Genomic DNA, 25,549 nt, shown 5'->3' with positions numbered 1-25,549 from the left:
TTTGGTTGGTTTAAATTTCCATAAAAGTAGGTTACTAACAGGGAAGTACCAAATTTATTATTGTGCCTTCCTCTAGTGCTGTTTCAACTATAAATTCTCCACCTAATTCCTCTGTACGTTCTCTCATATTTTTTAATCCAATACCCTTTTTTTGTATTTTCGAATCAAAACCTATTCCATCATCTTTAATACTAATCAATAGAGCATCTTTTTTTTGAGAAATGGAAATCTGTACTTTTTTGGCTTGTGCATACTTGTCAATATTGTGCAAAGCTTCTTGGATGATTCGGTATAAATTAAGTTTAAGCATGTAATTTATATTTTCCCAAATAATTCCTTTGTCTATTTGCAAATCAAATTTAATGCTTTGATGGTTGTTAATTTCATGGAATATATTTACAATCTCGCTTTCAATTCCGTTAGCCGTTGAAATGGTTTCTTTGTTTAAATCGTGTGATAATAATCTCAAATCATTTTCAATGACTTGCATCTCTTTTACGAATTCTAAACATTTTGCAATGGTCTCAGGATCCGTTTTTTTCTTGAGTATGTAAAGGTTCAATCGTATTCCAGAAAGTTTACCCATAATTCCGTCATGAAGTTCGCGGGAAATTCTTTTTTTCTCTATCTGTTTTGCTTCTTCAATTTTTTCTTGTTGACTTAACAATAATTGGTAAATTTTTTCGTCATTAGATTGTTGTTCTTGAATCAATAACAGTTCATTGTTTTGCAGCTCTTGCTTTTCTTGAATTAACTTAAGTTCTTTAATTTTAGCCTTATTGGCTTTATTTTTAAACCAAAAATACAAGGAAAGAAACGTTAAAAGTGTAAATCCAATTACTAAAAATAGTTGTGTGTTTAATTTTTTATATTCTATCTGAATTTGATTTCTTTGATTGGATATCTCATCGGTTTCAAATTCTATTCGAGCAAATTTATCTCTAGTAGCTCGTTCTACATTTTGTAAACTGTCATTAAGATGAATATATCGGTCTGAATAATAATTGCCTTGTAGTGGATTTGATTTTACTAGAAGTTTTAAAATAATAAGTTCATCGTCGAAAAGTTTGTTTTGATGAGCTAACTCCTTAGCTTTCTGTAAGTAGGTATTTGCGTTCAAGGTGTCTTTGTAATAAAGATAATATTCGCCCAATTGCAACTGACTCGCGACTTGAATAGGACCAAAATTAAGACTGTCGCCAATTTTTAAAGTTTCGATATAAATCGACAAGGCTTCTTTTTTTTGAGATTTGTAAATAGCCTTTCCTAGAACATTCTTTAAATAGCAATATACTTTTATATTATCACTTCGAAGGTTCTTATATGCTAATCCTTTATTAGCGAATTCTATGGCTTGTTGATGATTGTTTTGTTTTTGGTAAACTTTAGCAATGTAACTATATGATAGCGGAAGAGCCGATTGATCAAAATTCTGTCCTTGGTTTAGAGCAATAACTAGAGCCTTTTTATAATATTCGATTGCTTTTTCATATTTATTGCGTTCTAAAAGAGTATTTGCAATAATAATATAGCAAGTATATTCATAATCGTAATACTGTTTGTTTTGAGCTATATCTAGTGCCTCGAAAGCTGTTACTTCTGCTTCCGAATAATTTTTTTTAAGCCACAGAAGATTGGATTTATTTAAAAGAATGGAGACCATAAATGGTTTTTCTTTCAATTTCAATGAAAGTTTTTCTGCCTTTGAGAAAAATAAGTAAGAGCTGTCAATTTCAAACTTATTCAAATAGTAAACTCCTAAATTAGCTTTTGAATTGACTAGACCTAAAGTGTCGTTTGCGGTCAATGCTCTTTCTTCGTACATTTTAGAAATAACATAATAGTCATCGTTATTGGAGTAAAAATATTTTTCAGAAAGTGTAATAAATTCATTTCTAACTAATGAATCATAAGGTTTTGATTTTAAAACTTGTAACTCTTCGTTTAAAGTAGAATTTGATGGCATATAATTCCGCTTGTCATCTGAATTATTTCTAGAACAACTAAAAATAAAGAAGATTAAGAAGATAAATATTTTGATATAATTTTTCACGAATATAGCTATAGTATAAAAGTAGCTAAGTTATAAAACCCAGAAGAAAAAAGTTTATTTTTATTTTTGGTTTTATAACTATTTTTTTGGTGGAATAACTGTTGGCGGATCAGTCTCTCCTGCTCCTGAATTATTCGAATCACCTGCATCACCTTGTAAAGTTTTAGTCGTTTCGGGAAGTTCTTCTGCCGTACAAGAAGAAATGGAAATTAATAAAACAACGGAAAGAAGAAAATAAAGTAGCTTTTTCATTTGAGTAATTATTAAAATTAGACATTAATTTTATGTATAAGTGTATTGCTGTAAATGCATTACTAGTCAAAACATAAATTTTTGAAATGTGAATTCGTTGTACTATTACTTTGTAAATCTACTTTGAAAGGGATGTTGAGGTTTACGGCTTTTTAGTAAATAATGTTAAAAAGAGGTTTCCAAAGAGAATCAGGAAAAAGAGATAAAGAGTAATTGAGAAAGCAGTTCCGGGAAAAAGGAACTTCTAATTATGATAAGAAGCGTCTCGATCAGCAAGTTTTAAATTGCTAGAATAATAGAAAATTTGAAGTAGTCCTAAAACAAAAAAAAAGCATCCGCCGAAACGAATGCTTTTCTATAAAATATTTTAAAAGGCTTTTTTGTAAACAATTACGCCAATTCATTTCTGAAAATTAGTGCAATTCGTGGTTAAAGCTATTTCTTATTTGGCAACTCAGTATAACCCATATTGTATAAACTGAACGCTTGAATGTCAGCGGCTTCTTCAATGGTTTTAGAAACTGGTTTTCCAGCTCCGTGACCTGCATTGGTTTCAATTCGGATTAAAACTGGATTAGTTCCTGTTTGTTTCGCCTGTAATTCAGCAGCAAATTTAAAACTATGTGCTGGAACCACTCGATCATCGTGATCTCCTGTAGTCACTAAAGTTGCAGGATAACTAACACCCGCTTTTACGTTGTGAACTGGCGAATATTTTAATAAATAATCAAACATTTCCTTATTGTCTTCCGCAGTTCCGTAATCGTAAGCCCAACCTGCCCCAGCTGTAAAGGTATGGTAACGCAGCATGTCTAAAACGCCAACAGCCGGAAGCGCCACTTTCATCAATTCTGGTCGTTGGGTCATTACAGCTCCTACTAAAAGTCCGCCGTTTGAACCACCACGAATCGCTAAGAAGTCAGACGAAGTATATTTTTGTGCAATTAAATATTCTGCAGCAGCAATAAAATCATCAAAAACATTTTGCTTTTTCAACTGTGTTCCCGCATCATGCCATTCTTTTCCATATTCGCCACCACCTCTTAAATTAGCAACAGCATAAATACCACCTTGTTCTAACCACACTGCATTTGCAATGCTAAATGACGGCGTTAAACTAATGTTGAATCCACCGTAACCATATAAAACAGTTGGGTTTTTACCGTTCAATTCCGTTCCTTTTTTATAGGTAATGATCATCGGAATTTTCGTTCCATCTTTTGAAGGGTAAAAAACTTGTTTGCTTTCGTACTCTGTAGAAGCAAAATCAACTTTTGGTTTCTGGTATTCTTTTGAAACTCCCGTTTTTGAGTCATAAGAATAAATCGTTCCTGGCGTGATGTAATTGGTAAACGAATAATACAATGTAGTTTCGTCTTTCTTTCCACTAAAACCTCCTGCAGTTCCTACACCTGGCAACTTGATTTCACGAATTAACTTTCCATCATAATCGTATTGTTGTACAAAAGAAACGGCATCTTTCATGTAATTTGCAAAAATAGAACCACCACCTGTTGAGGTAGAAAGTACATCTTTAGTCTCATTAATAAAAGGTTTCCAGTTGGCTGGAGTTGGATTTGAAGCGTCAACCGTCACTACTTTCTGATTTGGAGCTCCCCTATTTGTGGAGATGAACAATTTTGAGCCTACGTTATCAATAATGGAGTTGTCGCTGTCAAAATTATTTACAACCGTTACAATTTTGCTGTTTGGTTGTTCTAAATCTTTAATGTATAATTCATTTCCTGAAGTAGAAGTGGAAGCCGAAATCACTAAATATTTATTATCATCTGTAACACCACCACCTACATACCTGCGTTTTTCGTTCAATCCAAAAATAACTTTATCGTCTTTTTGAGCCGTTCCTAACTTGTGGAAATACAATTTATGTTGGTCCGTTTTTGCAGAAAGTTGACTTCCTTTTGGCTTGTCGTAACTTGAATAATAAAAACCTTCATTTTTATACCAAGAAATGCCGCTGAACTTTACATCTAAAATTTCTGTTTCTAATTTCTCCTTGGTAACTGCATTTAAAATCGTAATGGTATTCCAGTCGCTTCCTGCAGCTGATGTAGAATAAGCAACTAACGAACCGTCCTTTGAGAACGAAACATTCGCTAATGAAGTTGTTGCATCTGATGAAAATCCGTTGGGATCTAAAAACACTTCTTCTTTACCGTCTTTGTCTTTTCGGTACATCACAGATTGATTCTGCAAACCATCATTTTTGTAGTAATACGTAAAATCACCTTCTTTGAATGGAGCAGAAATTTTTTCGTAATTCCACAATTTTTCCATTCGCTCTTTCAACGCTTTGCGAAATGGAATTTTTTCTAAATAATCGAATGTAACTTCATTTTCTGCTTTTACCCAAGCGGCCGTTTCAGCAGATTTGTCGTCTTCGAGCCATCGATAAGGATCTTTGATTTCGGTGCCAAAATAAGTGGTTACCGAATCTACCATTTTAGTTTTAGGATAGTTTACCGTAATAGCGGTCTTCTTCTCTTCGGTTTTGCACGAAAGAATTGTGGTTAAAACAACCATGGTGATGAATGTTTTTTTCATTGAAAAAAGTTTTTTGATTCCTACAAATATATCGAATCAAAAGATCTTTTCACTCAAAAAGTGGTGCATATTGTCGTCGGTGCTTGTATAATAAAATGCCGTTTAAGGCTGCGACTAAAATGGCAGGAATAATTCCTTCAAAATTAAGGTAAATATGAAAAAGTAAAATGTTCAATGAAAGCGGAACTAATACTATTAATGCAAATGCTACCCATTTCTTTGAAAGTAAAAGAATGGCAATACTAATTTCTAATGCTGCAACGATTGGAAAAATATAATCAACCTCACCAAAGGATTCAATGAGATTATCGGCAGGTGTTGGAATAATCTTTAAAATTTTGTTGAGTCCAGATAGTAACAAAATTATTCCGAGAAGAATTCGGGTAATCAGAGTAAATTTAGAGTTCATAGTAAATAGTTTAAAGAATTAGTAATAGCATAAAATTAACAATATTTTTAATACTTTGTATTAAAATTTGCTATTTATGTAATTCAAAACAAAAAGATCTGTTGCTTTTCTTGTGGCAACAGACCTTTTTACTACTATTTTTTTAAAATTTAAATTCAATTCCTAAACTGATATTTCGTCCGATGTTACTAATTCCGTCTGTTTTTAATCGGGATAAATGGGAAATATAGGTTTCGTTAAACAAGTTATTCGCGTTCAAATTTACATCAAGTGCATTTTTACCAAATGGAATTGTTCCTCCAAAAGCTAAATTTACTAACGTGTATCCGTCTGAATTTGTTTCAAATCCACTTACATTTTCTTGGTCAAAGGTTTTAGAAACATTGAAAGTAGCAAATCCATCTTTCAACCAATTTTTAATTTTAAATTCCGTTCGAATCGTGTTGTTCCAACTTTTTGCAGGAATTAAAGGCAAGTAATCGCCGTTTTCTTTCTTACCAGTAACGGTTTCAAAAGAGGATTCCAAATGCAACCAATCCAAGGGATGTGGATGAAAATGCAAGCCAATTTCACCACCGTACAATTTAGCATTGTCTTGAATGTATTCAAAAACGTCGTTGCTATCGCGGACTTCTCCTGTTGGTGAAGTATAAATGTAATTGTTGATGTGATTGTAAAATCCATTCACGAAAAATTCAAAATGGCTGTTGCTGTATTCCAAATTTACATCAGCTTGAATGTTTTGTTCCGTACTTAAATCTGCATTTCCTATTTCATACCGATTGGTTCCTTCGTGAACGCCGTTTGAAGTCAATTCTGCTAAATTTGGTGCTCTAAATCCGGAAGCTAAATTAATTCTGGTTGTTAGATTCTGTGCCAAATCGGTTTTATAACCCAACGAAGCATTAAAACTGTCGAACGATTTGTCTAGAGCCACAAACGAACCTTCTTCGCCTAAAGTCCCTTGAGCATCTGAATTTATTTTCCGATTATCATAACGCAATCCCGCTTGAATGACATTCGATTTCCACTGATAATTTGTAGTTCCAAAAAAACCAATATCATTTGTAGTCGCATCCGGAATCAAATATTCTTCACCTAAATTCGCATTGGTTTGGTGCATTCCTTGCATTCCAATAATGGTTTCTAAATTTCCATAAACCGGCAAATGGTATTTCACATCATAGTTGAATGTTTTCAGTTTCATTCGCAAAGCGGCGTCGTTTGAATCTTCAAATTCGCTTCTGTCGTTCGCGATATAACCCAAATTCGCTTCTAATTTCGAATTTTTAAAGAAGAAATTATTATTTAAACTCAACAAATGATTAGAGACACCTTGTCTTGGAAATAAAGTAGTTTTGCTTTCTGATTGTTCAGCAACGCCCTCTTCTGGAATTCCCAAATCAAGTTCGTTATAATTGTAGCGAAGCACACTCGAAAATTCTGAATTGCTGTAACCTACGGCGGTTTTAAAATCTTTTTCGTTGAAACGGGTGTTGGTTACGCGTTCATTTTCTCCAGTTTTGTAATCCGAATGTGTGTCGTAAGTTCCGCGAACTAAGAATTTCCAGTTTTCTGTTGAAGTTTTCAATCCTAACGACGAACTACTTCCTAATGTATTTGAAAATAACCGCTGACTAAAATCGCCTTTAAATGTGTTAGAATTGGCAAATTTTTCCGGATTAAAATATAAAACGCCCCCCATTGCATCTGAACCATAAAGGAGTGAAGCAGGACCTTTGATGACTTCCACACTTTCCACACCGGAACTGTTTAAACCCAAACCATGTTCGTCACCAAATTGTTGGTTTTCGATTCTTACGCCTTGCGAATAAACCAAAACGCGATTTCCTGTCAAACCACGAATAACCGGTTTGCCAATGGAAGTTCCTGTAGAAACTTGCGAAACACCTGGAATCGTCGCCAATCCTTCTACAAGTGTTGTGGTTCCTTTTTGTTTTAAAGAGGCAACGGTTTCACGTTCGACTTTCATTACGTTTTGCGATTGCAATTTGCTGAAACCCGTAGAAACAATTACTTCGTCCATTTCAAAATGGGTTTCTTGTAAAACGATGTTTAAGTCGGTTAATTCTTGGTTGATCACCACCGATTTATTTTGCGCAATAAAACCTAAAAATGAAAAACTGATTTTTAAATTTCCATTAGGAATCGCGTTGATTTCATAATAACCTTTCGCGTCCGTAATGGTGCTTTTGTGAATTTCAGGAGCGTAAACGGAAACGTTTTGTAGCGGTGAATTTTGAGCGCCTGTAACGATTCCTGAGATTTTATTTTGGGCTTGAACCATAGCCGAGAACCCTAGAATTAGGATAAGAATATATTTTTTCATGGATGATGATGTATTGATAAATAGAAAGTTGCCTTTGAAAATTCAAAGACATTTAAATAATTTCTGGTTTATGCAATACAAGTTGGCGGACCCCGAAGCGAAAAAGAACTTCCTGAAAAATAGGGAGCGCTTTCGGGAGTTGGGAATTGATAAGGAACTTTTACAACTTCAAAATTGAAAGTAAAAGTTGGTTTTTCACTATTTAAAAACGAACTAAAAGTGAATTCACAAACGAAGCATTTTTCGTGGTTGTGGTCGTTTTGATGTAAATCGTGCTGTTGAGAATCCTTCTGAACAATTGTAATTTCGTCGCCTAAAAAATGCTCATACGAGTGCAAGGATTGAAACAGTATTGCGAACAATACTGAAATCATCAGCGACAAGTTTACTATGGCAAATTTTTTCTTCATCAACCGCAAAGGTAGTATTTAAAGTAAAAATCGGGTTGAGTTTAACAATTTATTAGATTGTTGTTCTAAATGGGAATTAGAATTTTCACACAGATTGCACAAATTATCACGAATTAAATTTTTAATTATATTCTATAAAATTGCTCAACATGGGCCATGGTTTTAACCATTGTGACAAAAAGAAATTTAGGATTAAAATAGATTTATTTAGAAATTTTACACGAATTGCACAAATTAGTACGAATCAATATTTGGATCTATTTATTAAAATTGCTCAACATGGGCCATGGTTTTAACCATGGTTGATTTAATAGCAACAAAAAACCCACGGTTGAAACCGCGGGCTATATTTCAATAGTAAATAAATCTGATATTTATAATCTGTGAAAATTCGTGTAATCTGTGTAAAAACCCTTTAAACTAAATTATGTTCTACCAAATATTCTGCAATTTGAACGGTATTTGTCGCAGCACCTTTTCTTAAATTATCGGCTACAATCCACATGTTTACTGTGTTTGGTTGGCTTTCGTCGCGTCGAATTCTTCCCACAAAAACTTCATCTTTTCCTTGTGCGAATTTTGGCATCGGATAAGTGTAAGTATCGGTATTATCTTGCACAACAATTCCAGGAGTTTCGTGTAAAATTCGACGAATGTCATTCACATCAAAATCATTTTCAAACTCAATATTTACCGCTTCAGAATGTCCACCTACGATTGGAACACGAACGGCTGTTGCTGTAATTCTAATCGAATCGTCGCTTAAGATTTTCTTTGGTTCGTTGACCAATTTCATTTCTTCTTTCGTGTAATCATTTTCTTCAAAAACGTCGCATTGCGGAATTGCATTTCGGTGAATTGGGTATTTGTACGCCATTTCTCCACTAACTCCTGCATATTCATTTTCCAATTGCTGAACTGCTTTTACACCAGTTCCAGTAATGGATTGATACGTGGAAACCACCACACGTTTTATTTTGTATTTTTTGTGCAATGGAGCTAAAGTTAACACCATTTGAATCGTTGAACAGTTTGGGTTCGCAATGATTTTGTCCTGTTTAGTTAATTGATTGGCATTGATTTCAGGAACGATTAATTTTGTATTTGGATCCATTCGCCAAGCGGAAGAATTGTCGATAACGGTTGTTCCTGCGGCTGCAAATTTCGGAGCCCATTCTAATGAAGTTTCACCACCTGCTGAAAATAAAGCAATTTGTGGTTTCAAATCTACGGCAGTTTGTAAACTCACCACTTTATATTTTGTTCCTTTATAGTCAATTTCTTTACCAACTGATTTTTCTGAAGCGACAGGAATTAATTCCGTAATCGGAAAATTTCTCTTTGCCAAGACTTCAAGCATAACTTCGCCAACCATTCCGGTTGCTCCAACAACTGCAATTTTCATATTATAGCGTTTATTAAAATGTAGTGCAAAAGTAATTAATATTCAGATGTGAAAGTAGAATCAAAAGATTTTAAAAAAGAAAAACCGTCCTTTTTCAAGAACGGTTTAGTTAGAATATATAATGCAGCGGAGTGACTTATGGTCTTCTTTTCAATTCGTCGCGAATTTCCATTAGCAATTGCTCTTGAGTAGTTGGTCCAACTGGAGCTGCAGGAGCTTCTGCTTCTTTCTTTTTCGTTCTTTCATAGGCTTTCAATACCATGAAAATACAGAATCCAATGATTACAAAATCAAGGATAGTTTGAATAAATGAACCGTATAAAATAGCCACTTCAGCAACTGCTGGAGCTACTTCAGTTTCACCATTCATTACCGCCGGAATTCCTTCTTGCATTACAATTTTCAAATCGCTGAAGTCTACACCTCCTAAAAGCACACCAATGGGCGGCATCAAAACGTCGTTCGTAAACGAAGTTACAATTTTCCCAAAAGCTCCACCGATAATTACCGCAGTCGCTAGAGTTACAATTTCGCCTTTCATTAAGAAGGCTTTAAAATCACTGATGAATCCCATAATTTTTTTGTTTTTTGGTTAATTTTGTACTTAGATGAAATGCTAATTTACATAAATATTTGTTAAATTAATTATTCTCTATAAAAAATTCGTTTGACGCGTTGCGAAATACTTGTAAGGATTTCATACGGAATAGTATGTGTTTTTTTGGCAATTTCTTTAACAGATGGATTTTCTCCAAAAACGATTACTTTATCGCCTTCTGTACAATTAATTCCACTGCAATCTACCATCAACATGTCCATGCAAATGCTTCCCAAAATGGGCGCTTTTTGATTATTGATCATCACATACCCAATTTCATTTCCCCAAAGTCGTGAAATCCCATCTGCATAACCTATCGGAATAGTGGCAATTTTCATAGATTGAATCGCTACAAATTTCCGACCATAACCGACACTTTCATTTTTCTCAATTGTTCTAATTTGTGAAATAACCGATTTTAAAGTCCCCACATTTTCCAAATATTTCTGCTCTTTTTCGTCGTTCGAAATTCCATAAAGACCAATTCCCAATCGAACCATGTCGTATTGGCTTTCGCCAAAATTAGAAATCCCAGACGTATTTAAAATATGCCGAATTGGATTTATCTGTAATTCATCCATGATTTGACGCGATAGTCTTTCGAATAGTGCAATTTGTTGCGTTGCAAAATCGTGATTTTCTAAATCATCACTTGTGGCCAAATGGGACAAAACACTTTTCACCTCAATGGAAGGTGTGTTTTTTAAGGTTTCAATAAGAAGTGGCAAATCTTCTTCTTCAAAACCCAATCGGTGCATTCCTGTGTCAATTTTGATATGAACCGGATAGTTTTTTAATTTCTTTTCTTCGGTGATTTTCAAAAAAGCATTCAATCCCTTCATGCAATAAATTTCAGGTTCCAACTGAAATTGAATAATGGCGCGAAAACTCGTGTTTTCAGGATTTAAAACCATAATTGGCGTTTTAATTCCGCTAATTTTCAAGGAAATTCCTTCATCGGCGAAAGCAACTCCTAAATAATCGACTTGCAAATGTTCAAGTAATTTGGCGATTTCAAAACCACCACTTCCATAACCAAACGCTTTGACCATTACCATTAATTTTGTAGATGGTTTCAGTTTAGATTTGTAAAAACTTAAGTTGTGACTGATCGCGTTGAGGTTGATTTCTAATACGGTTTCATGGGTTTTCTCCTCTAGTAAAACCACGATTTTTTCGAATTCAAAGGAACGAGCACCTTTCACGAGTAAAGTTTCATTTTCAAAAGTCAAATCTTCAAAAGCACTAATAAAATCAGCGGTACTGTTGAAGGTCGTGCAATTGACAAATTTACTTTTATACTGCGAAATGGTTTCACCAATACCAATCACGCGATTGATTTTATTGGAAATGACAAGTTGGGAAACTCTCGCATACAATTCCTCGTTGCTCAAACCACTTTGAAAAATATCAGACAGAATGAGTGTTTTTTTCTTGTGTTGGTTTTGACTTTCTAAAAAGTCCAACGCTATTTTTAAGGATTGAAAATCAGAACTGTAACTGTCGTCAATAATCGTGGTATTGTTGATTCCGTTTTTGACTTTCAAACGCATTTCAACGGGATAAAGCAAATTCATTCGGTTTTCTATCGTTTCAAAGTTGTAACCAAAATGAAGTAAAACCATCAAACATTGAATGGCATTTTCTACAGAAGCATCATCTAAAAAAGGAACTTTGACTTCAAAAGATTGCTTTTTGTAATCAATTTTTAAAAGCGTTTTGTCTAAAACACTGTTTTTAGAAATGAAAACGTCGGCCTCTTTGTCTTTAAAACTCCAGTTGAAGGTGCGTCTTTTAGTTCCTAACGAAGTAATTTGAATCCCAATACTTGGCAAAAATTGCTCAATAGTTCTGTTTTTGTGGTAAATTAAAACATCCACATCTTTAAAAAGTTGGAGTTTTTCTTTTATTTTTTCACCAATATTATCAAAGCCTTCGTCGTGAGCTGAACCGATATTTGTCAGTAAGCCAATTGTAGGTTTGATGATTTTCTGTAACGCATTCATCTCTCCAACGGTTGAGATTCCGGCTTCGAAAATACCTAAATTATGCATTTCATTCGTAGCGATCACGGAAAGCGGAACGCCAATTTGCGAATTGTAACTTTTAGGACTTCGGATAATGTTAAAGTCGGGACTTAAAAGAAAATTCAGCCATTCTTTGACGATCGTTTTCCCGTTACTTCCTGTAATTCCAATGACGGGAAAACTAAATAAATTTCTATAATATTCAGCGAATTTCTGTAAAGCTAATTTTGTATCTGAAACGACAAAAAAATTAGCTTTCAACTCTACATTAGCAGGAATATAGTGCACTACAAAATTCCGTACACCTCGTTCAATTAGTTCATAAATATAGGAATGAGCGTCATAATTTGGACCACTTAGTGCAAAAAACAAGGTGTGTTCATTATTTTGCATCGAACGACTGTCAATAGAAACTAAGTCAATTTCTTTACTTGAAATGTTACCGTGAATTTCAGCGTTTAAGTGTGGAATTATATCTTGGAGAGAAAGTGCCAAATTTATTGTTATTTATGAATGATACAATCTTGTGATAAAAAGTGATCAGACTGCTGTTGTTGCAAATATAAGTAATGTAGCATTTCTTTGAATAGAATTTAGAAGCTTTAATTTTCATTCCAAAAAAATAAAAACGGTTTTTGAACTGTATTTTTATCTACAATTTAATTTTAAAATAATATAAGGCATTGCCAAAGCTTTTATCTAATTTTAGCGTTCCTAAAAAGCCAAAAATGACACTAGAAATTGGAATTGTAGTCGGAATTTTAATTGTTGCTTTTGGCTTATTTGTAAGCGAGAAGTTTACGGTGGATAAAACTTCCTTTTTTATTCTTATCAGTCTACTCATTTTCGGGATTGTAACTCCTGAACAAGCCGTTTCTGGGTTTTCTGACAATTCCGTTTTGACGATTTTATGTTTGATGATTATTGCAATCGGTTTGGAGAAAAACGGTGTCGTATCTTGGATGGCGACTAAAATTGTTCCGATGGCAGGTTGGCCATTTTGGGTTTTTCTTCCTTTGTTAATGTTATTTGTCGGACTTTTTTCCTCTTTTATTGCAACAACCGCTGTTGTAATTATATTCATAAAACTGTTTAATGAGTTAGATAAATTAGGGAAAATTGATAAATCTAAAGTTTTATTACCGGTTTCTTTTGCGGGAATTTTAGGCGGAAGTTGCACATTAATGGGAACAAGTACAAATTTAATTGTTTCGGGAATTTCGGAGAAAAGTGGTGTAGGAAAATTTTCATTTTTTGAATTCTCAGGAGCTGGAATTATTTTTTTATTGATTTCCATTCCCATTATTTATGTTCTAAGTAAAAAGATTTTACCTAAAAAAGCAGTGGAAGATGGAGAAGAAATGGCTCATAAATACGGTTACATTACTTCGGTTCGGGTAAATGAAGGTTCTGTTTTAATAGGAAAAGCAGTTAATGAAACTGAAATTTGGGGTGAAAACGATATTGAATTGATTAAAATTCAAAGAGGACGAAAATATTTGAAGTCTGCTTTGAAAACAGAAGTGTTGCAAGAAAATGATATTTTATGGCTTGATTTGACCATTGAAGATTTGACTGCAAAAACTGAAAGTCTCGGAGTCAATATTTTAGGAGTGGATCAAAATGCGATGGAGGACGTGTATTCAAACGAATTTCACGAAGTAATTGTCCTGCCTAATTCCCGTTTTATCAATATGTCTATTCGTGAATTTGACGAACAATTGCCGGAAAATGTTTTTGTAAAAGGCATAAATAGCGAAAAGAGTTTCAATAGATTGCCTAGTTTCTTTTCGCAATTTTTCAGCAAAAAGTTTCTGACGCCGGGAAATCGGGTTTTACTGACAGGAAATTTAACGGAAATACAGAAGCTGGCAAAAAACAACGAATTACTGTTTTCAAACACGGTAATTACGATGCCAAATATTCCTTTGTGGAAGAAATTGATTTCATTTGGAGCTATTTTGTTGGTTATTGTCTTATCTGCTTCGAATACGTTTTCAATTCTAAAAAGTGCTTTAATTGGTGTTGGATTGTGTTTGTTTACGGGATGTATTCAGTTGAAAGACGCTTATGCAGGAATCAATTGGCAAGTAATTTTTCTTTTAGCGGGAATGATTCCGCTTGGAATTGCGATGAAAAATACAGGAACTGACGATTATATTGCCGGTTACTTATTTGATGTTTTAAAATCGGTTCCAACGCCCGTTGTGATTTCCATAGTATTTGCATTCACGATGCTGATGAGCGGTTTTATTAGTAACAACGCGACTGCAATTGTGATTGCTCCAATTGTGATTGCTGTTGCTGTAAAAATGAATTTGAATCCTAAACCACTTTTATATGCGGTAATGTTTGGTGCAAATTTTAGTTTTTACACTCCAATGGGTTATCAAACAAATGCCATTATTTACGGAATGGGAATTTATAAATTCAAACACTTCTTCATTATTGGTGGAATATTGTCATTAATTTTATTGATTTTGGCGAGTGTTTTATTACCGCTGTTGTATTCGTAACCAATTCCCTTTCTAAAATTTAAAAAAATCAACTGTCGACTTATTTGTTGACATACAGTATTTTACATATAATAATTCCACTTACAAACGTTTACAAGCATTTACAACCGCTAGTAAACGTTTTACAACCGAATAACTTTTGAGCCGTGTTGCAACTTTGTACCGTTGATTTGAAACAACAAAATATTTTTTTTAAACATTTAAATTTATAAGCCATGAGTACATTAAGAAACAGAGTGCAGTTGATCGGAAGAGTAGGGAATGACCCAGAAGTGAAATCTTTCGAAGGAGGGAAAAAATTAGCAACCGTAAGCATTGCTACAAGTGAATCCTATAAAAATGAAAAAGGAGAACGTGTGGAACAAACCGAATGGCATCGAGTAGTTGCCTGGGGAAAAATTGCAGAAATCATTGAGCAGTTTGTCACTAAAGGACGGGAAATAGCTATTGACGGGAAATTAACCCACAGAAGTTATGACGACAAAGACGGAACCAAACGCTTCATGACCGAAGTAGTTGCAAACGATGTCCAATTATTAGGCACTAAGTAGCATCATGAAAGTGCGTCATTTTATCATTCGGTTGGCTGTGAATCAGCTAACCGAAGACGAAAGTCATTTAAATGATTTTCTTGAAAATGTGGGTTTTGTAAAATCTGATACTCATTTTGTAGAATCGAAAGCCAGTTATTGGTCGGTTTTGATTCATTATAATCACAAAGCAAAACACAATACTGTAGATAAAAGTGCTGTGGAGAAAAATGAAACTGTCGAAGTGGATTTGAATGCCAATCAAAAAGCAGTTTATGCACATTTAAAAGCATGGAGAGCTTCGAAAGCCCAAAACTCTAAAATTCCAAGTTATACGATTTGCCACAATTCAGAATTACTGAATGCGATTATTAACGAAGCAAAAACAACAACAGATCTAAGGCTTATCAAAGGGTTTGGTGAATTGAAAGTAGAGAAATATGGAGATGAAATACTTTCCATTATAAATGCCAAATAGATTTTTGTTCAGTATTAAAACCACCTTTTAATTAGGTGGTTTTTTTGTTTTTCAGAGAAGCTATAGTCTGCTCGATTGAAGTTAATCGGTTTTCAAGTGGAATTTCCTTAGAATGAATTGTGTAATGAAATAGATGTTCAGCTTCCCAAACTTTGACAATATCTTTTGTGGAAAGTGACATATCAGCAACTCCATAATGGTCTGCTTTTAAAGTACAAGTTTCATCTTCTTTTTGAAAATTTCGCAGTAAAAGTTCATCTTTCGTCAATAGAATAACTAAACTACCATTTTCGATTTTACTGATGTCAACTTTTTTTCCAATAACAATATCTTTTGGAAATAATTCAACAGCACCACCTGTCATAGCTAAATCATCAACCAAAAATGCAATACGATTTTCCACATTTATAAACGGAAGTTTGATCAGTGGATACGAACTTAAATCAAGATCAACTGAATACCTCTTTATGAAATCCAATTTGGCTGCAGCCAAAACGCAAGGAATTCCCTCAAAATCTATCGTTTTAAACGGGTCATTTTCGACAGTTAGTCGTTCATTAAACTTTAAAAGTTTATTTACAGTCAATTCGCCAATTAGAAGCTCTTCAATGCCGATGCTAAAATGGTTAGCAATTTTAATTACTGTTTCTAGTTTAGGATTACTTCTTCCTTCTTCGTAAGCGCCTAGAGTTCCACGTTTTAAATCAAAGATATCGGCAAAATCTTGCTGACTCAGACTATGAACGCTTCTTATCTTTTTAATATTTTTTCCAAAAATCAGTTGCATTTGCTAATTTTATTTGCATTTATAAAATATTATTGTATATTTGACTAATATATTTAGTAAAAGTAGCAAATTAATGCTAACGATTTGAGTTTATAGGTTTATTTATTTTTACAATGCATTGAAAATAAATTTAATAAAGCTTGTTAGTATTTTTAAAAAAGACGATTTTTAGCAATTCATAATTCTACATCAGATGAAAGACTATTACAGCACTATTAGAGGTTTCTTGCAAAATTTGCAATTGGAAATTAAACATGAAAGCCAAAAAGAAGGAATCTTCATTGTGAGTAATGAGTCGGAAGGAATTTTTCACCTAATAATATGTGTTGCTCCACCCATTGTAATTTTTGAGCAGTACATTTTTGAAATTAAGGAAGAAGGACTTCAAGTCTATAAATCACTTTTGCAGAAAAACAGAGATATTATTCACGGCGCATTTGTTTTGGATGATACAGGTCGGAAAGTGATTTTTCGAGATTCTTTGCAAGTAGAAAGCTTGAGTCAAAATGAATTTGGTGCTACTTTAAATTCGTTGAGTGTTTTACTTAGTGAATATTCTGAGCAAATTATTAATTTTTCAAAAAACAGATAATTATGAAATTTTTAAAGAGATTATTTAAGATAGGTGAAGCGGAAGTACATTCTGCAATTGATGGAATGGAAGATCCAATCAAAATGACCGAACAGGGAATTCGAGACATGAAAGAGGATTTGGACAAAAGCCTCGAAGCTTTGGCACAAGTAAAAGCGATGAGTATTCGTTCAAAAAACGAAGTGGAACAATACGCTAATAAAGCAGAAGACTATAACGAAAAAGCAATGCTGATTTTGAAAAAAGCCCAATCAGGCGGTTTAGATTCCTCAGAAGCTGACCGTTTAGCAACTGAATCTTTAATCAAAAAAGAGGAAGCTTTCGCAGGACAAACTCGAGCGATTGCTGATAAAGAAAAGTTTGACCACAATGTTTCTCAGATGGAAAGCAATGTGCAAACTATTAAACAGAACATTTCAAAGTGGGAAAATGAATTGAAAATCTTGCGTTCAAGAGTCAAAGTTGCCGATGCGACAAAAACGCTCAACAAACAAATGGCGCAATTAGACAGTAATGGAACAGTTGCACTTTTGGAAAGAATGAAAGAAAAAGTGGCTCAAGAAGAAGCTTTGGCGGAAGCCTATGGTGAAATTGCAAATAGCTCAAAATCGGTTGATGATGAAATTGATAAAGCAATCAACGTTAAGCAAACAAAAGCGCTTAGCGAATTAGAGAAATTGAAAGAGCAAATGGGAATCAACAACTCAAACGAATAAAAACCAACAATGAAAGAGCTGATAGAAATATCGTTTTCGCCTGTTAATGCTTTTTTCAGCATTATGTCAATCGTCATGTTGTTGTATTGGATTATGGTAATCGTTGCAGGACTTGACCCAGATTTATTCAGCATCGACTTTGATTCAGCCGATATCGATACGGATTTGGACAGTCATTCGCATGATTTGCCAGACCGAACGGACGTACATGCAGAAGGAAATGGTTTCATGAAAATTCTTGAATTCTTCAATTTTGATGAACTGCCGCTGATGTTTATTCTGACTATCATTTTCTTTACGATGTGGTTTTTAGGAATTAATGTGACGTATTATCTGGGAATAGAAAGTACTTGGGTTGGCGTTTTATTAATGATTCCAAATTTAATCTTAAGTCTTTTTATTGTGAAAATATTCAGCAGACCGCTTGCGTATTTGTACAAACAAGTCAACCACAAAGGTGAACCAGAAATTGATTTTCTAGGAAGAAGATGTGTTATTTTCTCTTCATTAGATGATGTAAGAACAGGGCAAATTCAACTTTCAGTAAATGGAGACCCAATTCGATTATCAGCACGAAGCAACACAGAAGAAAAATTAATTGCTGGACAAGAGGCAGTAATTGTAGCCGAAAGTGAAGACAAAAGATACTATCTCGTCGAAAAATTTGATTACTAATTCTAAAATTATTTTATAATGATTGCAATAATAATTCAAATAATGGATTTGCTGATGCCTTTATTAGCACTGATTTTAGCATATATTCTATAACCTATTCCAACTTAATTAAAAAACCAAAAACATGTTAGGAGATTCTTTACTTATTACAATGATTGCGATCATTATTGTCATTATCGGCCTTTTAGTCTGGATAATTTCAATGTACAAAAAAATTATTCAAGGAAAAGTAATTGTAAGAACCGGTGCCGGAGGGACAAAAGTTTTTTACAATGCAGGACTTGTAGTACCGGTTTTGCACAAAATGGAAATTATGGATATTTCCGTAAAAAAATTAGATGTAGAACGAACTGGTGCAAATGGATTGATTTGTAAAGACAATATTCGAGCAGATATCAAAGTTACTTTTTTCATAAAAATCAATAAATCTACCGCTGATATTATAAATGTAGCACAAACTATTGGTTGCGAAAGAGCTTCCGATATGGAAGTACTTCGAACGTTATTTGATGCTAAATTTTCTGAAGCGTTGAAAACCGTTGGAAAGAAATTTGATTTCATCGAATTATACGAAGCACGAAGTGAATTTCGTGCTGAAATTATTTCAATTATTGGAACTGATTTAAACGGATATATTCTAGACGATTGTGCGATTGATGATTTAGAGCAAACACCTTTAAGCTTTTTAAAAGCAGATAATATCTTGGATTCTGAAGGGATCAAGAAAATTATAGAGTTAACTGCTGCTCAAAATATCAAATCGAATTTGATTCGCAGAGACGAAGAAAAAACGATTCGCAAGCAAGATGTGGAAGCGAGAGAAGCAATTTTAGCTTTAGACCGTCAATTGTCGGAAAAAGAAGAACAACAAAAAAGAGAAATCGCTAATATCAAGTCGCGTGAAGAAGCAGAAATCATGAAGGTTTCTGAAGAAGAGCGTTTGAAATCTGAAACTGCTCGAATCAATACAACTGAAAAAGTGGCTGTTGCGGAAGAAAACAAAGACCGATTGGTAATTGTTGCGTTAAAAAATAAAGAACGTACGGAAGCTGTGGAAACAGAACGTGTGGAAAAAGACCGAGCTTTGGAGCAAACAGAACGCGAAAGAGTAGTGACTTTGGCACAAATTGAAAAAGAAAAAGCAGTTGAAATTGAACGTAAAAACATTCAAGATGTCATCCGTGATCGAGTAGTACTTGAAAAAGGCGTAGTGCAAGAACAGGAAAACATGAAGGATATTGAAGCTTTCAAAACAGCCGATAGAGCTAAAAAAGTGGCGATTACTTTGGCTGAAAGAGATAGTGAGGAACTTTATATTAAGAAAATAAGAGCGGCCGAATCTGAAAAAGATGCTGCAAAACAAAAAGCAGAGGAAATCAATATTGATGCAGAAGCACATTTAGTGGCAAGCGAAAAAGAAGCACAAGCGCGGAAAATTTTGGCAGAAGCCAAAGCAAAAGAAGATGCAACTGTTGGACTTTCTGAAGCACAAGTAATGCATGCGAAAGCGGATGCAAACGAGCGTCAAGGAATTGTAGACGCTGTGATTGTTGAAAAAATGGCTATTGCTGAAGCATCAGGAATGACAGCGAAAGCAACATCTTCAAGAGATTTAGGCTTTGCAGAAGCTGAAGTGATTCGGGAGAAAGCGTTAGCAGAAGCAAAAGGAATCGAAGAAAAAGCAAATGCAATGAAGAAATTAGACGGTGTAGGAAAAGAACACGAAGAGTTCAAATTGCGTTTGAATAAAGAACTGCAAGTTGATTTGGCACACATCAATATCCAAAAAGATATCGCAGACGCACAAGCAAGCGTTATTGGCGAAGCATTGAAAGCTGCGAAAATTGATATCGTCGGTGGCGAAACAATGTTCTTTGAACAAATCGTGGGTCAAATTACAAGAGCCAAAGGATTCGACAGATTGGTAAATAGTTCTGAAAATATCACTGAAATTAAAGAAGCAATTCTTGGCGACGGAAATTTAGACGGCGGAAATTTGCTAGAAAAAATCAAAGGATTTGCTGATAAATACGGAATCTCTTCTGAAGACATAAAAAATCTAACCGTTTCAGGATTGCTACTTGAACTGCAAAGAAGAAGTAGCGACGATGAAGAGCAAGGATTGTTTTCAAATTTAATGTCGATGGCTAAGAATCTTGGTTTAACCAATAAAAAATTAGGATAACCACTTCTCAATTTATCCTGCAAGAGTCGAATAAATTCTTGCAGGAAATTTTTAAGTCTGATTTTGAAAATTCAGACTTTTTTTAAATAACCACCTACACTTTACAGTATGAATGCACTTGAAGGCGGAACTTACGAAATTATACAAAGCCGTTTAGAAGCTCAAAAAAAGGATTTAATTGAACGATTAAATTTACTTAATGAGGCGCGAAAAGCAGTTTTCGGGAGTATCGAAACCAAACTGATTGCAAACAATCGCATCATTACGGATAACAATTGTATTTCTAACGACATTGTTAGTATAGGTGATTTATGTATTTTAGGTTATAACGTTTATTTCGGATTGCGAACTGATATCAAAATCGAAGACGTTTTCAGTATTTATAAGTATGAAAATGGTGAATTTCAAATTCAAAGTTTAGATTTAATAAACGACGAAACCTTTCTATTCGACTTTTTAAATCTGTACAAATATTACCGCGACACCGAGTTCAAGAAATTCTTTATTTCTGGGAATTACCTGCACATGGTTTTCCAGTTAAGCGACCGACTAACAGATATTAAAACTTTTAAATGGTTGATTCGTGAAGGTCAATTGGAATATATTGACAACAGAAGCGACCACGAATATAAATTTCCAAAACAACATGATTTCCTGTGGCAAGAAACCACTAGAGAAATGCAGAAATACGGAAAGCATCCACATATTTCAATTCAAGATAAAGTTTTCGTAGAAACCGTGGGTGGTACATTAACCATCAAAATTGAAGACAATACTGCTTCTGGAAAAGGAATTTACGAAGAAGAAGTGGAGTTTCCAGATCAAACTTTAGATGATGGAACTTACAAATTCGCCGATCTTGGAAACTTGATTGCTTTGCAAATAAAACCATTTCAAGAAGAAGCGCGGTATTTTATTTACAACCATAAATTACAAGAAGTTCAGAAAATTGACAGTGTGAAAAATGCTGCGATTTTGTTGCCGGATAATCATGGATTGATGTTTTCTAATGGCTACTATTTGCAAACTGGAGAATATAAAATCTTCGAAAATAGTTTAGAAAATCTACTGTTTCAAGAACGCATTGCATCTCCAAACGGAGAAGATTTTATCTATGTTTTTTATGAAAGTAAATATGGACAGTACGTTCTGATTTCTTACAATTTGATTTCGCATGAAGTCAAAACACCAATTATTTGCAACGGTTTTACCATATTGAAAAATGGGGAATTGTGCTATTTTAAATCGGAAAACGAGCAAACAAAAAATCACGTAATCCAGATTTGGCAAACACCATTTGTTAAAGGTGATATTATTCCAACGGAATTTAAAGATAGTTTTATTTACAAAATTGGGAATAAAGACATTGTAAAAGCAATGGCTGATTCTAATTCAATAATTACACTTCTTAACAAGAGTGATGATTATGATGGTTTATATGCCGACTTGTCAAAGCTTTCACAAAATATTTTAGACGGTTATTATTGGATTGGCGGAACGGAAACCTTTGAGTTGAAAATTCCGCTTTTAGAAATTAAAAATACGGCCAATGCTGCGATTGATGAATTTGAAAAAGTAGTTCAATTGCGTTTGCATGCGAAAGAAATTATTGCGCAAACTCAGGAAAAAGCTTATAAACTTTTCAGCACAATTAAATCATCGCCGCTAGATAATATTGATGTTTTTGTAAGCAATCTTGCTAATCTGCGAACGCTTCGTGGAGAAGTAATTAGTTTGAAAGAAATTCGATATGTCGATGAAACTTTTATTGAAAATTTAGAAAAGGAAATCGTTGAGCAAACGGAACGTATTTCGCAGTATTGCGTAACGTTTCTTTTAGACGAAAAAGCGCTCGAGCCTTACCATGTTCGAGTTCAAGAAAAACAAGGCGAAATTGAAGCCATTTCAAAAGTTGCAGAAGGTAAAAAGTTAGAAGCGGAAGTGAATCAGATTACTACTGATTTAGAAATGTTGATTGACATAGTTTCAAATCTTAATATTGAAGATACTTCGCATGCGACACAAATTATAAACAACATTTCTTTGATTTTTGCGACACTAAATAAAGTGAAAGCAGAAATTAAAAACAAGATGAATACGTTGGGTGGAAAAGAGGCGAAAGCCGATTTTGCTGCGCAAATGAAGTTGATTGACCAAAGTATTGTCAATGCAATTGACCGTGCAAATACGCCAGATAAAATTGCAGAATCGCTGAATAAAATGTCAGTGCAACTCGAAGATCTAGAAGCGCGTTTTGCCGATTACGAGGATTTCACCGTTTTGATTATTGAAAAACGAGAAGAGATTTATACGGCTTTCGAAGCCAAGAAAAACAGCTTGATTGAAAGCAGGAATAAGAAAGCGATTGCGGTTGAAACTGCTTCTAAACGAATTTTGAAAAGTGTGGCAAATAAAGCGATGACTTTTAATTCGATGGAAGAAATCAACGGGTATTTTGCTTCCGATTTAATGATTTCAAAACTACGCGATTTAGTCAAACAGCTTGTAGATTTAGAAGATGTTGGGAAAGCAGAATCGATCGAAACCGAATTGAAATCGGCAAAAGAGGATGCTTTGCGAAAGTTGAAAGACAAACACGAATTGTATGAAGACGGCGAAAACATAATTCGTTTAGGTAAACATAAATTTGCCGTAAACCGCCAAGCACTTGACTTAACAATCGTTTTCAAAGAAGGAAAATTAAATTACCACTTAACAGGAACCGATTTCTATCAACCGTTGAAGAACGAAGTTTTAGATTCGGGCAAGAAATATTGGGACCAAGATTTAGTATCCGAAACTGATGCTATTTATCGTGGTTCATTTTTATCATATAAAATCTTCAAAACGCATTCTACGGAGGAATTATCTGCAATGACTTATGAGGATTTACAAGCTTTAGTTGCGGACGAAACTTCTAAGAATTATTCGGAAGGATATATTAAAGGAGTTCATGATGCGGATGCTTTATTAATTTTAAAAACGTTATTAGAAAAACACAATGCACTTGATATGTTGCGTTTTGATTCGAAAAGTAGAGCGTTCGCACAATTTTTCTGGCATCATTTAGAAGAAGGAAAGCGCGAGCACTTAAATCAAAAGATAAAATCAGCTGGCGAAGTTTTAGATATTTTTCCAAACAGCACTGAGTTCGATTACATTTTAGTAGAACTTGAAAAAGAAGCTATTTCATTTTTAGAAAAGTCAGAATTTACTAAGAAGTGGAAATTTGACGCTCATAAAATAACTAAATATTTGTTCCAAGAATTAGTACAAGACGATACTTTTGTCACAAGTTTAAAAGCAAAACAACTTGCTGAAGAATTTCAAAAAGCACTTGAGTCGAAAGAAACTTATCTGAAATTCAAACAAGGAATAGAAAAGGCAGCTGGGTTTGAAGCCAAATTACAGCTGGCAATGCAGTGGGTTTCTTCTTATTTGTCGGATTCAAAAAATACAAATGATTTTGAATACGCGTTTGAAGTCGTTGCGATGTTGCTATTTCCACATGAAAGTAAAGAAAATATTATCAGCATTCAAGCAGATGCAATTATTACGGGATTATCGGGATCGCATCCAACAATTTCTGATGGTGTTATGCAATTTAATTACCACCATTTTGTTGAAACTTTAGAAAATTACTTCAATATTGACGTTCCTGCTTTCGAGCATTTCAGAACGGAAAGACATCAATTGACAATTCAATTAAAAGATAGTTTGAGACTACACGAATTTGAACCAAAAGTGTTGACTTCTTTCGTTCGAAATAAATTGATTGACCAAGTTTATTTGCCTTTATTTGGAGAGAATTTGGCAAAGCAATTAGGAAGTGCTGGAGAAGACAGACGAACCGACCGTTCAGGAATGTTACTCTTGGTCTCGCCTCCAGGTTACGGAAAAACAACGTTGATGGAATATTTAGCCAACCGATTGGGATTGGTTTTTATGAAAATAAATGGACCGGCAATTGGTAACGATATTACTTCCGTTGACCCAGAATCAGCAACAAATTCTGCTGCAAGAGAAGAGTTGAAAAAGCTAAATCTAGCTTTGGAAATGGGAAATAATGTAATGCTTTATATTGATGATATTCAACATTGTAATCCTGAATTTCTACAGAAATTTATTTCTCTTGCTGATGGAACGCGAAAGATAGAAGGCGTTTACAACGGAAATCCAAAGACGTACGACATGAAATCAAAGAAATTTTGTGTGGTTATGGCAGGAAATCCATATACCGAAACTGGGGAGAAATTCCAGATACCAGATATGTTAGCAAACAGAGCTGATATCTATAATTTAGGTGATGTAATTGGAAATACGTCTGAACTTTTTGAATTGAGTTTGATTGAAAATTCAATGACTTCAAATCCGCTTTTGACGCAATTGGCTTCAAAAATGCCGGATGATTTATATCCGCTGATTGAAATGGCGAAGTCAGGAAAGAAGGAAGGTTTTGAACTAAAAGGCAATCATTCCAAGCAAGATATTGAAGCTTATTTAGCGATTTTAGATAAAGTAATTAAGGTTCGCGATGTAGTTTTAAAAGCAAACAGTGCTTATATTTCCTCGGCTGCAATGGAGGATTCCTATCGTGTCGAGCCACCGTTTCGATTGCAAGGTTCGTATCGTGACATGAATAAGTTGGTTTCTAAAATTGTTCCCGTGATGAACGATGCGGAGATTGAAACTATTCTCCTTTCGCATTATCAAAACGAAACGCAAACATTGACAAGTTCTGCCGAAGCCAATCTTTTGAAATATAAAGAAATGACTAAAATACTGACGAAAGAGGAACGTGACAGATGGGAAAGCATCAAGGTTACTTTCGTCAAAAACAATAAACTCAAAGCTTTTGGTGATGCGAATAATATGGCGCAAGTTTTATCTCAGATCACTGAATTCACTGATCATATTGAAGGAATAAAGGAAATTTTGAGACAAGGTTTAGGAAAATAATCTTAAATTTTTTTGGAGCTATTCGAGCTATTCGTATCAATC

General features: G+C 34.2%; 18 protein-coding genes. 8 read left to right on the top strand and 10 right to left on the bottom strand.

The features are described from left to right. Positions 1–34: 34 nt before the first annotated feature. The 9 genes from YWA_RS0112905 to YWA_RS0112860 all read right to left on the bottom strand — a co-directional run bounded on the left by YWA_RS0112905 (position 35) and on the right by YWA_RS0112860 (position 12,564). Positions 35–1,747: a tetratricopeptide repeat-containing sensor histidine kinase gene (locus tag YWA_RS0112905; RefSeq protein WP_169627263.1), complete on the bottom strand. Its 1,713-nt coding sequence runs from the start codon at positions 1,745–1,747 to the stop codon at positions 35–37. A gap of 384 nt (positions 1,748–2,131) precedes the next feature. After that, the gene (locus tag YWA_RS15700) at positions 2,132–2,305 is read right to left on the bottom strand and encodes a hypothetical protein (protein WP_022828930.1); all 174 of its coding nucleotides are present in this window, start codon (positions 2,303–2,305) and stop codon (positions 2,132–2,134) included. Positions 2,306–2,740: 435 nt separating this feature from the next. After that, positions 2,741–4,870 (bottom strand): prolyl oligopeptidase family serine peptidase, encoded by a 2,130-nt coding sequence (locus YWA_RS0112895; RefSeq protein ID WP_022828929.1) that lies wholly within the window; start codon positions 4,868–4,870, stop codon positions 2,741–2,743. A 49-nt stretch (positions 4,871–4,919) separates the two neighbouring features. After that, complete coding sequence (locus YWA_RS0112890) at positions 4,920–5,279, bottom strand: DoxX family membrane protein (RefSeq protein ID WP_022828928.1); 360 nt, start codon at positions 5,277–5,279, stop codon at positions 4,920–4,922. Between the two features lie 142 nt (positions 5,280–5,421). Further along, positions 5,422–7,629: a TonB-dependent receptor gene (locus YWA_RS0112885; RefSeq protein ID WP_022828927.1), complete on the bottom strand. Its 2,208-nt coding sequence runs from the start codon at positions 7,627–7,629 to the stop codon at positions 5,422–5,424. A 68-nt stretch (positions 7,630–7,697) separates the two neighbouring features. Further along, positions 7,698–8,003 (bottom strand): hypothetical protein, encoded by a 306-nt coding sequence (locus tag YWA_RS0112880; protein ID WP_169627262.1) that lies wholly within the window; start codon positions 8,001–8,003, stop codon positions 7,698–7,700. Between the two features lie 451 nt (positions 8,004–8,454). Beyond that, entirely contained in the window at positions 8,455–9,444 is a 990-nt protein-coding gene (locus tag YWA_RS0112870; protein WP_022828924.1) for an aspartate-semialdehyde dehydrogenase, read from the bottom strand. A gap of 136 nt (positions 9,445–9,580) precedes the next feature. Continuing rightward, a complete protein-coding gene (mscL, locus tag YWA_RS0112865; protein WP_022828923.1) occupies positions 9,581–10,018 on the bottom strand; it encodes a large-conductance mechanosensitive channel protein MscL in 438 nt (145 codons plus the stop codon). A gap of 71 nt (positions 10,019–10,089) precedes the next feature. Further along, positions 10,090–12,564, bottom strand: coding sequence for a bifunctional UDP-N-acetylmuramoyl-tripeptide:D-alanyl-D-alanine ligase/alanine racemase (locus tag YWA_RS0112860; protein WP_022828922.1), 2,475 nt, complete (start codon positions 12,562–12,564; stop codon positions 10,090–10,092). A 233-nt stretch (positions 12,565–12,797) separates the two neighbouring features. Between YWA_RS0112860 and YWA_RS0112855 the strand changes: the two genes are divergently transcribed. The 3 genes from YWA_RS0112855 (at position 12,798) to YWA_RS15465 (ending at position 15,593) form a co-directional block, all read left to right on the top strand. Continuing rightward, positions 12,798–14,585: an SLC13 family permease gene (locus YWA_RS0112855; RefSeq protein WP_022828921.1), complete on the top strand. Its 1,788-nt coding sequence runs from the start codon at positions 12,798–12,800 to the stop codon at positions 14,583–14,585. A 215-nt stretch (positions 14,586–14,800) separates the two neighbouring features. Further along, positions 14,801–15,136 carry a single-stranded DNA-binding protein gene (locus YWA_RS0112850; RefSeq protein ID WP_022828920.1) on the top strand — a complete coding sequence of 112 codons (336 nt, stop codon included), beginning with the start codon at positions 14,801–14,803 and terminating at the stop codon, positions 15,134–15,136. 4 nt (positions 15,137–15,140) lie between these two features. Then, positions 15,141–15,593: an HRDC domain-containing protein gene (locus YWA_RS15465; protein WP_022828919.1), complete on the top strand. Its 453-nt coding sequence runs from the start codon at positions 15,141–15,143 to the stop codon at positions 15,591–15,593. A 31-nt stretch (positions 15,594–15,624) separates the two neighbouring features. On the opposite strand, the gene YWA_RS0112840 is transcribed toward YWA_RS15465, so the two are convergent. After that, positions 15,625–16,380 carry a helix-turn-helix transcriptional regulator gene (locus YWA_RS0112840; protein WP_022828918.1) on the bottom strand — a complete coding sequence of 252 codons (756 nt, stop codon included), beginning with the start codon at positions 16,378–16,380 and terminating at the stop codon, positions 15,625–15,627. Positions 16,381–16,573: 193 nt separating this feature from the next. On the opposite strand from YWA_RS0112840, the gene YWA_RS0112835 reads away from it, so the two are divergent. From YWA_RS0112835 to YWA_RS0112815, 5 genes are all read left to right on the top strand, one after another. Then, a complete protein-coding gene (locus YWA_RS0112835; protein WP_022828917.1) occupies positions 16,574–16,972 on the top strand; it encodes a type III secretion system chaperone family protein in 399 nt (132 codons plus the stop codon). A 2-nt stretch (positions 16,973–16,974) separates the two neighbouring features. After that, positions 16,975–17,688 (top strand): PspA/IM30 family protein, encoded by a 714-nt coding sequence (locus YWA_RS0112830; protein WP_022828916.1) that lies wholly within the window; start codon positions 16,975–16,977, stop codon positions 17,686–17,688. A gap of 9 nt (positions 17,689–17,697) precedes the next feature. Next, positions 17,698–18,363: an OB-fold-containig protein gene (locus tag YWA_RS0112825; RefSeq protein ID WP_157505355.1), complete on the top strand. Its 666-nt coding sequence runs from the start codon at positions 17,698–17,700 to the stop codon at positions 18,361–18,363. A gap of 151 nt (positions 18,364–18,514) precedes the next feature. Beyond that, the gene (locus YWA_RS0112820) at positions 18,515–20,548 is read left to right on the top strand and encodes a flotillin family protein (protein WP_394330493.1); all 2,034 of its coding nucleotides are present in this window, start codon (positions 18,515–18,517) and stop codon (positions 20,546–20,548) included. A gap of 108 nt (positions 20,549–20,656) precedes the next feature. Continuing rightward, positions 20,657–25,507: a DNA repair ATPase gene (locus YWA_RS0112815; protein ID WP_022828913.1), complete on the top strand. Its 4,851-nt coding sequence runs from the start codon at positions 20,657–20,659 to the stop codon at positions 25,505–25,507. Positions 25,508–25,549: the final 42 nt, after the last annotated feature.

Source organism: Flavobacterium antarcticum DSM 19726, from assembly GCF_000419685.1.
Taxonomy (GTDB): Bacteria; Bacteroidota; Bacteroidia; order Flavobacteriales; family Flavobacteriaceae; genus Flavobacterium; species Flavobacterium antarcticum.
This window is presented reverse-complemented; position numbering and strand designations above follow the sequence as displayed.

Coding starts and splice junctions, on each gene's coding strand:
- YWA_RS15700 (WP_022828930.1), bottom strand. CDS start 2,305: ATGAAAAAGCTACTTTATTTTCTTCTTTCCGTTGTTTTATTAATTTCC.
- YWA_RS0112895 (WP_022828929.1), bottom strand. CDS start 4,870: ATGAAAAAAACATTCATCACCATGGTTGTTTTAACCACAATTCTTTCG.
- YWA_RS0112890 (WP_022828928.1), bottom strand. CDS start 5,279: ATGAACTCTAAATTTACTCTGATTACCCGAATTCTTCTCGGAATAATT.
- YWA_RS0112885 (WP_022828927.1), bottom strand. CDS start 7,629: ATGAAAAAATATATTCTTATCCTAATTCTAGGGTTCTCGGCTATGGTT.
- YWA_RS0112880 (WP_169627262.1), bottom strand. CDS start 8,003: ATGATTTCAGTATTGTTCGCAATACTGTTTCAATCCTTGCACTCGTAT.
- YWA_RS0112870 (WP_022828924.1), bottom strand. CDS start 9,444: ATGAAAATTGCAGTTGTTGGAGCAACCGGAATGGTTGGCGAAGTTATG.
- mscL (WP_022828923.1), bottom strand. CDS start 10,018: ATGGGATTCATCAGTGATTTTAAAGCCTTCTTAATGAAAGGCGAAATT.
- YWA_RS0112855 (WP_022828921.1), top strand. CDS start 12,798: ATGACACTAGAAATTGGAATTGTAGTCGGAATTTTAATTGTTGCTTTT.
- YWA_RS0112850 (WP_022828920.1), top strand. CDS start 14,801: ATGAGTACATTAAGAAACAGAGTGCAGTTGATCGGAAGAGTAGGGAAT.
- YWA_RS15465 (WP_022828919.1), top strand. CDS start 15,141: ATGAAAGTGCGTCATTTTATCATTCGGTTGGCTGTGAATCAGCTAACC.
- YWA_RS0112840 (WP_022828918.1), bottom strand. CDS start 16,380: ATGCAACTGATTTTTGGAAAAAATATTAAAAAGATAAGAAGCGTTCAT.
- YWA_RS0112835 (WP_022828917.1), top strand. CDS start 16,574: ATGAAAGACTATTACAGCACTATTAGAGGTTTCTTGCAAAATTTGCAA.
- YWA_RS0112830 (WP_022828916.1), top strand. CDS start 16,975: ATGAAATTTTTAAAGAGATTATTTAAGATAGGTGAAGCGGAAGTACAT.
- YWA_RS0112825 (WP_157505355.1), top strand. CDS start 17,698: ATGAAAGAGCTGATAGAAATATCGTTTTCGCCTGTTAATGCTTTTTTC.
- YWA_RS0112820 (WP_394330493.1), top strand. CDS start 18,515: ATGATTGCGATCATTATTGTCATTATCGGCCTTTTAGTCTGGATAATT.
- YWA_RS0112815 (WP_022828913.1), top strand. CDS start 20,657: ATGAATGCACTTGAAGGCGGAACTTACGAAATTATACAAAGCCGTTTA.